Origin of the sequence: Bacillus cereus group sp. BfR-BA-01380, assembly GCF_022663535.1 — a bacterium.
Classification (GTDB): Bacteria; Bacillota; Bacilli; order Bacillales; family Bacillaceae_G; genus Bacillus_A; species Bacillus_A cereus_BB.
Window position 1 is genome coordinate 23,477 of sequence record NZ_JAKUFS010000039.1, and the last position, 13,407, is coordinate 36,883.

The following is a 13,407-nucleotide window of genomic DNA, read 5'->3' on the forward strand; positions in this document are numbered from 1 at the left end:
ACACGTCTTTTTCATTTTCTTATTTCTTCTCCGCTACTTGTACTTCCTTTACATAAGCAGCTTCAAATTTTTGAATATCACCAGCGCCCATAAAAATAAGTACGCTGTTTTTATGCTTCTTTAATACTTCTGTCGTCATAACTGTAACCAGCTCTGCACCATCAATGCGTTGCTGCAGGTCTTGAATTGTTAATTCTCCTCTATTTTCACGCGCAGAACCGAAAATATCACATAAATATACTTGATCTGCCTTACGTAAGCTTTCTGCAAATTCATCTAAGAATTTTTGTGTTCTAGAGAATGTATGCGGCTGAAATACTGCTACGATTTCACGTTCTGGGTATTTTTGACGAGCCGCTTCAATTGTCACAGTAATTTCCGTTGGGTGATGTGCGTAATCATCAATAATTACTTGCTCACCTACTATCTTTTCGTTGAAACGACGCTTTACACCGCCAAATGTTGTTAACTGATGTTTCACAACTTCGACATCAATGTTTTCATAATGACAAAGAGCAATAACCGCCAATGCATTTAGCACGCTATGATTGCCGTAACCTGTAATTTCGAACGTTCCATAATACGTATTACGAACAAAGACATCAAATCCTGTGCCATCTGTTCTTTTTTGAATGTTACGTGCCTGGAAATCATTATCTTCGCCAAATCCATAGAAAATAACTGGTACTTTCGCATGAATCTTTTGAAGTTCTTCATCATCACCGCACGCAATAATACCTTTCTTCACTTGCAGTGCCATCTCTTGGAACGCACTAAATACATCATTAATGTCTGCAAAATAATCTGGGTGATCAAAATCAATATTTGTCATAATTGCGTAATCTGGATGATAAGACAAGAAATGTCGGCGATATTCACACGCTTCAAATACAAAATACTTACTATCCTCTACTCCAATTCCTGTTCCATCACCAATTAAACAAGATGTAGGATTCGCTCCTCGCATTACGTGAGATAACAACCCTGTCGTTGATGTTTTTCCATGAGCACCAGTTACAGCAACACTTGTATACTTACTCATAAAATCGCCTAAAAAGTGGTGGTAACGATAAATAGGTAAATTTAATTCTTTTGCATATTCAATTTCTTCATGCGTATCTGGAAATGCATTTCCCGCAATAATCACTTGTCCTTCTTCAACATTCTTCTTATCAAAAGGCAGAATAGAAATCCCACGATTTTCCAACGCTGTTTGCGTAAAAAAACGTTTGTCTACATCAGAACCTTGAACAGTATGCTTCATGTCATGTAAAATTTGCGCTAAAGCACTCATCCCTGTCCCTTTAATTCCTACAAAATGGTAAACTGTCATCTTAAAGAACCTCCAACATTTCGAACTATTCCAACGGTCTATCTATAAGACAGTATATGATTTTCTTCTTATTTTGGTAATCATCTCGAATTTCTTATAATCACGTCCAAGCTCCCGTATAAGCCCATAACAAACCTATTATAGCAAAAAACAATCCGTTATACTATGATAACAGAAAAACTGATAGGGTCAATTCCCTACCAGTTTTTCCGTTTATTCTACTGTTTAAAATTAGTTATTCCGCGTCTTCTCTTGGTTGTAATTGAACTCGTTCTAAACGCGGATTTGGACGATATTTACGTCCTGCTTTTGCTTCTGGTTTTCCGTTTAATTCTACGTTATCACCTGTGAAGCCAATGTTCATTTTTAATAAGCTGCTGCCAACACCATAAATATCAACTGGAACATTTTGTGCTTCAAACTCACGAATTCGTTTTTCATCAAAGCCGCCGCTTACTACGATATTCACGTGCTGGAATCCTTCGTCATCTAATGCTTTGCGAAGTGCAAAAATCAGAGATGGATTCACACCGCGTGGGTCAAATGTGCCAAGTACTTCTGGGTGACGAATAAAGTATTGGTCAATCATCGTGCGCGATGTATCTACACGTACTCCCTTTAGTTCTGATCCGAACTCATGAGCAACACGAAGTGCATCTGTAATTACATCATTATTGTAATCGATTAGTACGACTAATTCATCTTCTGGAAACTTTTTATAATATGCTTTTGCCGCTTCTACAACATCACCATTAAACATTTGAATTAAAGCGTGAGGCATTGTTCCCATGCCGCTTTTGCCCCACCATTCATTCATCGCATGCGTTGCTTGTGCGCTCATACCGCCGATATAAGCAGCGTAACCATCGCCCGCTTGTTGCGTATAATGATCATCACGGTCGCCCATAAAAATAACAGGCTTCTCTTTCTGACCGCTACGCGCAGCTTGTACAACATTATATACATTTGTTGCCACAGAAGTGCGGCGTCCTAAAATACCATCAATAACACCTTCTAAATAGCCGAAATACTCATACGGTCCACGAATTGTTAATACCGTTTCAAACGGACTTACTTTATCTCCATCTTTTAAAGAGTGAATTTCAAGCTCTTCAGGATGCTCCGCAAATGTTTGTAATAAAGCAAGTACTTCATCTGTTCCACATAATACAGCATGCTCCTTTTGGAAAAATTGCATTGTCACAACGCTTTCAGTTCGAAATTCTTTAATAATATCACGAGTTTTCAAGAAATAAACCGCTGAAAACCATCCTTCACCAACGCGCTCATCAAACTTGAACGTCTTATTTGTCAGTCGCTTTATTTCACCTTGTAATTTTAGTTCGATTTCTTTCATGTCGCTATACTCCCTACCTTACTATCCAACGTTTTCTCTTAGTATACAGCAAAACCTTTTCTTATACATGTATATCCTGCATCGCAGCAAATTCATCTTCTGTAATGAGGACATCTCTTGGTTTTGTTCCGCGTGCTTCAGAAATAATCCCTTGCGCTTCCATTTCTTCAATAAGACGAGCAGCACGGTTATAACCAATGCGGAATCTTCTCTGCACAGAAGACGTGGACGCTCCACCTTGTTCTACAACAAATTGACATGCCTCAAAAAATAGCTCATCCTCAGATTCTTGTTGTTCCGTTTTTGCCAATAAGTCTTCTTGCTGGAATAAATAATTTGGCTTCATTTGACGTTTCGCATGCGCAACAGACTTTTCAATTTCCTCATCTGAAACGTATACTCCCTGCACACGAACCGGTTTTGACGTTCCATTATCTAAAAACAACATATCACCGCGTCCAAGCAATTTCTCAGCTCCGCCAATATCAATTATTGTACGAGAGTCTACTTGTGATGACACTGTAAAAGCAATTCGTGTTGGAATATTTGATTTAATTAATCCTGTGATTACGTCTACAGATGGGCGCTGCGTCGCTACTAATAAATGAATCCCACAAGCTCTTGCTTTTTGAGCAATACGGCAAATTGCTTCTTCTACATCACCCGGTGCAACCATCATTAAATCAGCTAACTCATCAATCACAATGACGATATACGGCAACGTTTCCCCTGGAATTTCTTGTTCATTCATAATTGTATTGTAACGTGGTAAATCACGCGCACCTGCATGCGCAAACAATTCATAACGGTGTTCCATCTCATCTACTGCCCATTTTAAGGCTGCCGTTGCTGCTTTTACATCCGTAATAACCGGTGTAACAAGGTGCGGTACAGAATTATACGGTGCAAGTTCCACCATCTTCGGATCAATTAACATCAGCTTTACTTCATGTGGCTTCGCCTTATATAAAATACTTGTTAAAACCGCATTAATACATACGCTTTTTCCTGATCCTGTCGATCCGGCAATTAAACCGTGCGGCATTTTTCGAATATCCGTAACAATCGGTGTTCCTGAAATATCAAGACCAAGTGCGACTGTAAGCGGTGATTCACTTTTCGTAAAGACTGGACTTCGTAAAATTTCTCGAAGGAATACGGCTTTACTTTCTTTATTTGGTACTTCAATTCCAACCGCATTTTTACCCGGAATTGGCGCTTCAATTCGAATATCACGAGCCGCTAAGTTCAGTTTAATATCATCACTTAAGTTCGTAATTTTATTTACTTTTACGCCAGGCTCTGGCTGTACTTCAAACCGAGTAACAGCTGGTCCTTGCGTCACATTCACAACTTTTGCACCAATATGGAAATTATGGAATGTCGTATTTAACAGCTCTTTTTGTTCCTCTAACCACTCAGCGTCATTTGTCGTTGAATGACTTGGAACATTTAAAAGTGATAATGGCGGAAACTCGTATGTTGGCGGCGCTTGTAAAACATTACGAACATCTTGCCCTGTTTCTGCAACAACTCGGTGCGTCATTTCTTCTTGCACTGGCTGCCTTTCTACTGGCGGCTCAATATTTTGTTTTTGCTCAATCACCGTATGAGCGGGTTGTGACGCCCTTGCTACACGATGCTTTTCTTCTAACATACGTTTATCTTGTTTCAACATCACCACATTAAATGGAACAAAACGCTTCTTCTCACGTTTTAGTTCTTCGATCACCTTTTCTTTTTGCTCCATTTTCACTTCTGGCTGTTTCCCTGCTACATCTTGCTTTTCTTCTTCTATTAGTACATTTGCAAAGCCTTGTACAACTTGCTGCGTTTGCTCATCAGCTTGAACAAGTTCTTCCGTTTGTTCTTGAGTGAAACCTTCTGCTTCTGGTACTTCATCAAACTCTTTAACAACCGATTCTTCTGTTTCTGCAGATACTTCAGCTTCAAATGTTTCCTCTTGAATAACGGATTCTTCTACGATTGAAGTTTCTTCCTGCATATCGGAGTCTTCCATTGTTGAAGATGCTTCTACCACTAACTCAAAGTCTTTATCTTCTATAGTTGATTCTTCCATCTCTACAGATTCTGTCTTTAGATGTTCTTCGGCAGTAGCAAGCTCTTCTATTTCTGCTACCTCCTCGATTGCTTCACCTTCTAGCAATTCTTCTGTAGTAGGTTCTTCTATCTTCGTAGATTCCTCTGCTTCTACTGTCACTTCTTCCATAACAGATTCTTCTGTTATTTCAGTTACTTCATTCATTACTTCGATCAGCTGTTCTTCTTCAACTGACTCTTCCATCTCCACAGATTCCTCTGCTTCTACTGTCACTTCTTCCATAACAGGTTCTTCTGCTATTTCAATTACTTCACTCATTAATTCGATCAGCTGTTCTTCTTCAACTGACTCTTCCATCTCCACAGATTCCTCTGCTTCCACTGTCGCTTCTTCCATAACAGGTTCTTCTGCTATTTCAGTTACTTCACTCATTACTTCGATCAGCACTTCTTCTTCAGTTAACTCTTCTATCTCCGCAGATTCCTCTGCTTCCACTGTCGCTTCTTCTATAACAGATTCTTCTGTTATTTCAGTTACTTCTTCACTAGCAAATTCTTGTATTCCCTCAATTTCTTCATTCATTTCAAAGCTTGTCTCTACAACAGTAGGTTCTTGTACTTCACTTTCAGATGTATGAATTTGCTGAGTAAAATCTTCATTTCGTACGATAACATCTTCAGACATATCCAGCTGTTCTTCTTCATGGTTATGTAACGTTGCTCCGTTTTTCTCTAGCCACGTATCCACAATCGATTTGCTACCTTCTGTTTGCTCTGCATTCGCTTTGAAAATAGTAGGTTCAGCTTGATTTTGTTCTGTTAATTCATCTTGTGATAAATCATAACTTATATAGCCATTCTTCTCTAACCATGCATCAACAACTGATTTTCCCTCCATTGATATTTCAATATCTTCTTGTTGTTGTTGCTTACTATCCTCATTTTCTTGTTGTCTTGGTTTTGGACGGTTGTATCCAAAAATAGGCGAAACCATTTCTGATGGGCGGAACGGTCTTCGATTACTTTCATCTCTAGAAGTAGATCTTACCTTCTGGGTACTTGGTTCCATATATGTCATTTCTTGCACTTCTTCTACTCGTCTTGATTGGCGCCATTCACTAATCGGTCTTTCTTGTATAGCGGGCTTTTCTAGACGAGATGATTCCTGCGTACTCTCGTCAAATCCATCATCAGGAATTAATGGGAAACGGAATTTACCACCCGAATATGACTTGGACGTTTGCAGCTCAGCTTCTCGTTTATTAGAGTAGTAGTTTACACGAGGAATCTGAGAAGTAACCTTTTTCTCTGCAGGTGTTTCTATTGCTCTTAATGCTGTCGCTTCATTTTCTTCCTCTTTTTTAAAAAGCTTTTTCATCCAATCTAACATGCTTACCACTCTTTCTACTAAATAGTAACACCCTTTATTGTATCAGCATTCAGCAAAAAGTGCAGATGAAATTGCTTTCATTTCATTTACAGAAAAATAAAAAATATTATTAAATAAAAACTGCTCCATCTAAGATGGAGCTAAGAAAAAATTTACCTTTTACTCACTCGATAACTCTCAACACTATCTGCCACACTTTGCAGTAAAGAACGTAAATAATTCACATCTGATAGTTTTCTGTCTTCTTCCGGATTTGACATAAACCCTAATTCTAATAAAACTCCTGGTACCTCCGCCCAGTTAAACCCAGACAAATCATCACGAAATTTAATCCCATTTACTTGTACGTTACTATTTTCCTTCACTTTCTTCACAATGAGCTCAGAAGCCGTTAAACTCTCTTCATAAATGTTTTTTGTAAAAGCATTCTCTTTGGACGGCGTTAACACTGCAAACCCCTTTTCTGCTGCACTTTCCGAACCATCTGCATGAATTCGTAAAAACAAATTCGCATGATGCTCATTAGCAATTGCCGCCCGTTCTTTATTACTTATATTCACATCATGCGTCGTTCTTGTCATGACCACTTCAATGCCTTTTGCCTCTAACATCTCTTTTAATAGAACAGCGGCTTCTAAATTTAGTTCGTACTCTCGCTTTTTCGTTACAACTCCTGTTGTTCCATCTGTTACTTTATATTTTTCTTTCGTTGTCCCTGGGCCAATTGGCTCTAATTCCAAATTCGCCTTTCGCTGATGACCTGGATCAATACATACGACGAACTTCGTTTTTTCCCCAGCAGGTGCAGGTGCTGGCTCTTCTTTCACTTGCTCAGCTTTCGTTTCATTGTTTTGTACAGGACTTTCTACACGAGGAGGCTCTTTTTCCTCTTGCTTAGGTGATGTTTTTGCCGTTTCCTTCGTGCATCCCATCATACAAAGTGTAGCTATCATCATTACAGAAACATTTTTTATGTACTTCATATTATCTCCCTATCTATGAAAAGAATTTCTTATTTGCTCGATGATTTTATCCTGCATTAACGGGCAGTTTATCTCCCACCTAACTTCTTAAGAAAGGCGGAAGTGGCTCGCCCAGAATGTGAGGGGGATGGAGCTTCTGACGTAGAGGTGTTTTTTACCTCGTAGGAAGAAGCGAAGCCACCGAACATTCTAGCCACTGGAACTGGACAATACTTTCGCTGAATTTTGAGGTGGGAGTATTACTGCCCACAAATAGTGGGATAAAACGAAACGGTTCTAAATTTTTTTAGCAATACAAAACATTTCTGCAAAGTCATTTACTATTGTCTTGTCAGGATTATTTTTTACGTCATATCTCATCTTTTCTAATCCTTCTTGATATTCATTGTCCTCAATAAGGGTTAATATTGAAATATCCCTATTTTCAACATACCCTAGATAATTAGCTACCTTTACATTTTCCATTCGATATTCCATCTTAATATTCACCTGAAATTCTCTTATTGAAAGTTCGTTAAAGATAATTTCCTTCTGCCAGAACCTTTTTACATCTTCATAATAAGCCGATGGAAAATAATGATAAACCCACCATTTTTGCATGTCGTGAATAGCGATATTATGTAGTTTATACACTCCATTTTTCTTTAGAACACGATGAACTTCATCTAAAGCAGCACTTTTATTTATAAAATGATGAAAAGCATAATTATTTGAAATATAATCAAATTTCCCAGATTCATATGGCATTTCTTCAGCTAAACCTTGAACTAAAGACACATTTTCTAATTTATCCTTTGCCTTTTTTAGCATGTCTTCCGAAGCGTCCATTCCATTCCAATCAATATTAAAACAATCAAAGTACTTTACTTGATTATCAAGATAAATCCCTGTACCACAAGCCAAGTCTAAGACATGATAGTTTGATTTAGGATTATGATCGATATATTCTTTTAAATCGGTATCAAACCTGACTTCATCTAGTCTATATTGATTTCGTTCATATTTATTAGCAATTTTAGAATAATCAGTTATTTTCATTTAGTCCAGAACCTCCAATATTATTTTTTTACCAAGTATTATTAATTCGTTACATCCATATGAAAGACCTTTTCAATACATTTTTGTACAAGTTCTCTCCATATGTTTACGTTTAGAATTAAATTCAACCTCCCATGTTCGTGTATCGTGATTATAATATTCACAGTGTTGTAAAATAAGATTGTCTTTCCGATGCTTAACGTATATATATGTTACGGTCGGCTCATCCTTAAATACAACCTTCGCAATGGTTCCTTCAATACGGTCAGTATTCCGTTTCATGTTATATATTGATTCTATAGAGAGAATCTCATCTTTTTTATAGCCCTTCTTTTCTAAATACAATCTTGTCTCTCTCTCCATTACATATTTACTAATAGGACTACCGTTAAAAGCAACGTAAAACAAAACAGCGATTATAGCAACGATGCTAAGCAGTACTACACCAATTATCCTTTTCATACCAAATCACCCTCTTAGTGTAATTTTACACTTAAATATATTATACATGGGGTATATGTATTCCTTCTAAAAAAATTGAACTAGCCCGAAAGTGGACTTTTGTCTGCTTCCTCTAGTTCGTCTGGTGCGTCGAACATCGTCGAAGCGTCTTTATATCATGTCGAATCGCCGATATATTTAAAAAAGCGCTGATATATTGTAAAAAGCGCCAATATATTAGTGTACATACAAAAATAAGAGCTGACTCCATAAGGTACCTACGCACCTTATGGGGTCAGCTCTATTTTTTATTTAGAATTTAAACTCTTGTCCAACTTCATAGCTGTCTTCAAGTACAAGAATTCCTTTTTCTTGCGGAGCATCTGGAAGCTCTAATTCTCGTGCTGAGCAAATCATACCTGAAGATGGAATACCGCGAAGCTCTGCTGGTTTAATTAACATACCGCTTGGCATTACTGCACCGATTTTCGCAACGACTACTTTTTGGCCTGCGTCAACGTTTGGTGCACCGCATACGATTTGTAATGTTTCTGTACCAACTTCTACTTTACATACATTTAATTTATCCGCATTTGGATGCTTTTCTTTTTCTGCTACGTAACCAACAACAAATTTTGGTGAAAGATCCGCTTCTACTTTTTCTGTAAAATCGTTCTTCGCTAAAATTTCATTGATCTTTTCAACAAGCTCTTTCGTTAATGTAAGATTACCTGTTTCTGTTACTTCCATATAAGAAGAAGCATTAAAAATGTTAAATCCTGCTGTTACATTGCTTTCACGATCAAAAACGCGCGCTACATCTCCAATACGTTCAAATGTGCGGTTTTCTAATGTAATATCTTGCAGGGCAACAATTAGTGTATCCCCAATACCTTCAAGGTTATAAAAAACGTTCACTTTGTTCATCCTTTCTCTTTTTCACTTCGTTCCTTCCGATTTTTCGCCAAAATAAAGATTGGTTCGAAATCACCATCTTCATATACAAATGAAAGTGATGTAATCGGAACATGACCTTCTGCAAAAAACTTCATTGTCATTTGTGCAATAATATCATAACCGATTTTGTCCACGATATCAGCAACAATTAATACATCTTGGTGCGGAACCGCAACAACCATATCACCTGAAATTTGTTTACGCATCTCTCGTAATAATGAATCGTTTAAAATACGGCTCGCATCATACCCGTCATTTGTATTTAAGAAATAAAACGTATTTCCAGCGACCTCATCTTGTTTAAAATCAGTGCGTAAAGAGCGCACATTGAACAATGCCATTTCACGCACTTGTTCTTCTGTCATCCCAATTTGCTTTAACAAATGCTGATCAATAAGGCGGTATGTTTTATCTGAATCTAATGCATAGTAAATACGTGTTTCTGCTGTATGTTCCGTCATGATAAACGGATTTCCTTTTTCTGCTTCTTTCGGAAAAGAAGTTGAACGGATAACAGGCAAAATTTTCGCCGTACTCGTTACCTCTTTATGCATCGCAACGAGGGCTTCTTCTACGTAATAGACAACTTCTTCAATTGCCTTCTCTTTCCTTACCTCCCACTTCGCTACAATACCTGGAAGAGAAACCGTAATTCCCTTTTTCGTATTTGTTTGCTCAATGCGAAGTGTTTCCTTTTCACTATCGTACTGAAAGCTCCGCTCTGCCCGTGCAAGACGCTTCATCAATTCGTCTTTTATCTTTTTACTCGTCATTTTCATATCGCTTACCTCCCCTCCGAAAAAAACAACCTCCACATATGAAGATAGAGGTTGTTTTTCGCATTCTAATGAACTGGAAACAGCTTACCCCGCTATTCGCGGACAGTAACCCCACTCAAGATTCAAAGAAAATAGGCGGGGATAACTGTCCGTAAAAGCCCGATTGGTTTAACTAACCATCAGTGAGAAAAGCGTCACTGATGGAAGTTTCACTTTATTTTAAACCTTCAATGAACTCTTCAATTTGCTCTTGTGTTTTACGATCTTTATTTACGTAACGGCCAATTTCTTCTCCCTTATTGTAAGCGACAAAGCTTGGAATACCAAATACGTCTAATTTGATGCATAAATCGATATATTCATCTCGATCTACATAATAGAAAGAGAACTCGCTATATTTTTCTTCCACTTCTGGCATAAATGGATCAATAAAGCGGCAATCTGGGCACCAATCTGCTGAGAATAAAAAAATCACTTTCTCTTCGTTTTTCAATTCTTGAAATTGTTCCATACTTTCTAATGCTTTCATGTATATTTCCTCCCTAAAAAGAAGTATGTATTTACTAATTAAGTCGCTGCCATGCAGATTAAAACATGCCCGCTACTTGCTTTCTAATTTTGTTTTAACCCTTGCATGTAGCAGAAAAAGGCCCTGACCGCTTCTACACATGGCCAGATGCTCTTACCAACCTAAAAAGAAAGAGGGTTTTTATGTCGTTTTTTTAATTTGTATTTATATACTACCATACATGAGGTACGGTGCAAGGTTTATTCTTTGTTTCTGTCATACATATATTGTCCAACTAATAGCTTCACAACATGCACAAACAAATCCGTCCGATCTACATAATTGTTTGTAAAAATACCGATTGCTCCTTCATTGCTGCGAATGTCACGTTGCTTCGTATAGTCTTCCATCACTTCGCTTAATTCTTTTCCTTCTTCAAGAGGCTGAATAAACTCATTTGGCAGTTTCATACGTGCTCCGCCTGCGGTAAATAGCTTACCTTCTTTCGTTGCTAAAGCACCCCAGTTACACATAAACAAGCCATGGTCTGTATGCATCACGCCGCCTTCTAAACCAATTCCAATATCCGATTTTCCTTCTGCTAATGCTAATTTTGCCCGGTTACTTGCACCTTGCAGCGTTTCTTCATCTGAAAAAGGCTGCGCTGACACATGGGACGGAACAGACAATGAAACAATTTTTGCTTCTGTAAGCACTTGCTGAACAGCATTTACTTTCACTTTATTCTTTGATCCAACTGCTACTTTCATGTTTTCACCTCGAATTAAAAAGAAAAGGCCGTATTTGGCCTTTCCATATTAAACATTTTCTTTAATTGTTTCAAATGTGGTTTTATCTGTTGCTTTTACTAACTGAATCAACAATTCTTTCGCTGCTGCATAATCATCAATATGTAAAATCGAAGCATGTGTATGAATGTAACGAGCACATACACCAATAACAGCAGATGGTACACCAGAGTTACTTGTATGTACGCGTCCTGCATCTGTACCGCCTTGTGATACGAAGTATTGATACGGAATGTTATGTGTTTCTGCTGTATCTAAAATAAATTCACGAATGCCGCGGTGTGTCACCATAGAACGATCATATAAGCGAAGCACAGCACCTTTTCCAATTTGACCAAACTGTGTTTTATCTCCTGATGCATCATTTGCTGGGCCTGCATCTAACGCATAGAAAATATCAGGCTGAATCATATTCGCAGCTGTTTGCGCACCGCGAAGCCCGACTTCTTCTTGTACTGTTGCACCGGAATAGAGCGTATTCGGTAGTTTTTCACCTTTTAACTCTTTCAATAACTCAATCGCAAGGCCGCAGCCATAACGGTTATCCCAAGCTTTCGCCATAATTTTCTTTGGATTTGCCATCGGTGTAAACGGACAAATTGGCACAATTTGCTGACCAGGTTTCACACCAATTTTATGCGCTTCCTCACGGCTATCTGCACCGATATCAATTAACATGTTTTTGATATCCATTGGTCTGTTACGTTGTTCATCACTTAATAAGTGCGGAGGAACAGATCCTACTACACCGATAATCGGACCGTTGTCTGTCATAATTTGTACACGCTGTGCTAGTAATACTTGGCTCCACCAGCCACCTAATGTTTGAAAACGAACCATCCCGTTTTTCGTAATTTGCGTTACCATAAAGCCTACTTCATCCATATGACCAGCTACAAGAACGCGTGGGCCATTTTCGTCACCCTTTTTTAAACCGAAGATACTCCCCAAACGATCTTGTACAATTTCATCTGAGTATTTGCTCAGTTCTTGTTTCATAAAACGACGCACATCATGCTCAAATCCTGAAGCACCTTGCAGTTCTGTTAACGTCCGAAATAGTTCCATTGTCTCTTTATTCATCGCGATATCCTTCCTTCAATCCAGTAATAGAATCACTCTTTTCATTGTAACGAAATTTCCGAAATCTTTCTAGTTTCTTCTTTTTTTATGTAATTTGATTTATACTTATGAAGAGAAACTTTTATAGGATAGAGGTGAATGTATGAACTGGAAAAGTTTATTAGCGGGTGTTGGTTTAGGATTTGCAGCTGGATATGTTGTTGCAAATAAAGTACAAGAACAGTCCCACATTTCTTCTGAAAAAGCATTAAAAATGGTGAAACAAGCATTAAGTCATAAAGGTGAAATTACAGGTTCTTGGGTACATATGGTTCCCGAGACGTTTGAAAAATATGATGTTACTTACGATGTATACCGCGGCGGTATTACGACGCTATTACACGATGTACAAGAACGATTTGAATTTTTAGTAGATGCAAAAACGGGTACAATCTTAGAAGTAAAAGTTGCTTAATACGAGGTGCAGATTGGTTTTAAATAGTTCTAGCATCAAAAAGCTTGGATTACATGTACATCCAAGCTTTTTTATTTCTATATCTCTAAATAAGCCTACTTTTTCATAAAGTGAAACTTTAATCAGTGGGGGTTTTCTTCATCCCCCACTGATTATCAGCCCTCACCAATCGGGCGCATGCCAGCAGTTTATCTCCCACCTAACTTCTTAAGAA

General features: G+C 38.0%; 12 protein-coding genes. 1 reads left to right on the forward strand and 11 read right to left on the reverse strand.

The genetic code is table 11. The features are described 5' to 3' along the window. Positions 1-19: 19 nt before the first annotated feature. The 11 genes from murC to MR076_RS24035 form a co-directional block, all read right to left on the reverse strand. Positions 20-1,333, reverse strand: coding sequence for a UDP-N-acetylmuramate--L-alanine ligase (gene murC, locus MR076_RS23985; protein ID WP_242224879.1), 1,314 nt, complete (start codon positions 1,331-1,333; stop codon positions 20-22). A gap of 235 nt (positions 1,334-1,568) precedes the next feature. Beyond that, on the reverse strand, positions 1,569-2,690 hold the full coding sequence (locus MR076_RS23990; RefSeq protein WP_242224881.1) for a nicotinate phosphoribosyltransferase: 1,122 nt from the start codon (positions 2,688-2,690) through the stop codon (positions 1,569-1,571). 61 nt (positions 2,691-2,751) lie between these two features. Beyond that, positions 2,752-6,141, reverse strand: coding sequence for a DNA translocase FtsK (locus MR076_RS23995; RefSeq protein WP_242224883.1), 3,390 nt, complete (start codon positions 6,139-6,141; stop codon positions 2,752-2,754). Positions 6,142-6,293: 152 nt separating this feature from the next. Next, entirely contained in the window at positions 6,294-7,124 is an 831-nt protein-coding gene (locus tag MR076_RS24000) for an N-acetylmuramoyl-L-alanine amidase family protein (protein WP_242224884.1), read from the reverse strand. Between the two features lie 276 nt (positions 7,125-7,400). Beyond that, on the reverse strand, positions 7,401-8,162 hold the full coding sequence (locus MR076_RS24005) for a class I SAM-dependent methyltransferase (RefSeq protein WP_242224886.1): 762 nt from the start codon (positions 8,160-8,162) through the stop codon (positions 7,401-7,403). Positions 8,163-8,234: 72 nt separating this feature from the next. Next, positions 8,235-8,624 (reverse strand): DUF3139 domain-containing protein, encoded by a 390-nt coding sequence (locus MR076_RS24010; RefSeq protein WP_242224888.1) that lies wholly within the window; start codon positions 8,622-8,624, stop codon positions 8,235-8,237. A gap of 291 nt (positions 8,625-8,915) precedes the next feature. Beyond that, a complete protein-coding gene (gene ytpR, locus MR076_RS24015; RefSeq protein ID WP_242224890.1) occupies positions 8,916-9,530 on the reverse strand; it encodes a YtpR family tRNA-binding protein in 615 nt (204 codons plus the stop codon). Next, entirely contained in the window at positions 9,527-10,339 is an 813-nt protein-coding gene (locus tag MR076_RS24020; RefSeq protein WP_242224891.1) for a DUF1444 domain-containing protein, read from the reverse strand. Before MR076_RS24020 ends, ytpR begins: the two co-directional genes overlap by 4 nt. Before the next feature lie 214 nt (positions 10,340-10,553). Continuing rightward, complete coding sequence (locus MR076_RS24025; RefSeq protein WP_098918480.1) at positions 10,554-10,868, reverse strand: thioredoxin family protein; 315 nt, start codon at positions 10,866-10,868, stop codon at positions 10,554-10,556. A gap of 239 nt (positions 10,869-11,107) precedes the next feature. Further along, a complete protein-coding gene (locus MR076_RS24030) occupies positions 11,108-11,617 on the reverse strand; it encodes a DUF84 family protein (RefSeq protein ID WP_242224893.1) in 510 nt (169 codons plus the stop codon). A 48-nt stretch (positions 11,618-11,665) separates the two neighbouring features. Continuing rightward, positions 11,666-12,739 carry a M42 family metallopeptidase gene (locus MR076_RS24035; protein ID WP_242224895.1) on the reverse strand — a complete coding sequence of 358 codons (1,074 nt, stop codon included), beginning with the start codon at positions 12,737-12,739 and terminating at the stop codon, positions 11,666-11,668. 142 nt (positions 12,740-12,881) lie between these two features. Between MR076_RS24035 and MR076_RS24040 the strand changes: the two genes are divergently transcribed. Further along, the gene (locus tag MR076_RS24040) at positions 12,882-13,193 is read left to right on the forward strand and encodes a PepSY domain-containing protein (RefSeq protein WP_090918891.1); all 312 of its coding nucleotides are present in this window, start codon (positions 12,882-12,884) and stop codon (positions 13,191-13,193) included. Positions 13,194-13,407 lie beyond the last annotated feature (214 nt).